The 696-nt window shown below is 40.8% G+C and carries 1 pseudogene; it reads left to right on the top strand.

From position 1 onward, the window contains the following. Positions 1–107 precede the first annotated feature (107 nt). Positions 108–696, top strand: a pseudogene (locus ACG9ZL_RS21095) (TipJ family phage tail tip protein); the annotation flags it as partial.

Genomic DNA, 696 nt, shown 5'->3' with positions numbered 1-696 from the left:
GCCGTGTTGATGTTGCCGAATCCGATGCATCAATAGCAAAAACTAATGCAGCCAGTGCATTAAGCAAAGCAAATACTGCGGTTACTGATTCAAGTGCAGCAGCATCAATGGCGCAACAAGCCAACGCAACTGCAACTTCGGCAAAAAGTACAGCTGATAATGCACTAACTAATTCTGCAAGTGCTTTATCAAAAGCTGATGTGGCTGTGACTAATGCAAGTTCTGCTGTATCGAAGGTTGACGCTGTAGAAGTGAAGCTAGGCAATTATGCGACAACGGGTGCATTGAGTACTGTTGATTCAAAAGTTGCTGATGTTGACAATAAATTGACAGCAACAACAACTAAGGTTGATGGTGTATATGCTCAAGTCAATCCAACTTTAATTGGTTCAGAAACTGATCTAATTGGTAACAATAGTGGTTATGCAGGTGTTTGGTCTGAACAATCAGCTCGTATCGAAGGAGATTTAGCTCAGTCTATTCGCACTGACCAAGTTACTGCCCAAATGAACCAGAACGATGCTTTATATCAACAACAGATTAAAGCAACGGCCGATGCAGTATCAGCCAATGTCTCAGCAACTACCACATTACAAACGAAGGTTGGTGAAAATACAGCGTCGATTCAAACCCAACAATCATCAATTAATGGTATCAATCTTCAATATACCTTGAAATTACAGTCAGGTAATTTGA

Source organism: Acinetobacter legionensis, from assembly GCF_048551735.1.
Taxonomy (GTDB): Bacteria; Pseudomonadota; Gammaproteobacteria; order Pseudomonadales; family Moraxellaceae; genus Acinetobacter.
The sequence above is the reverse complement of the archived record's forward strand: the minus strand, read 5'-3'. Positions and strand labels throughout refer to the sequence as shown.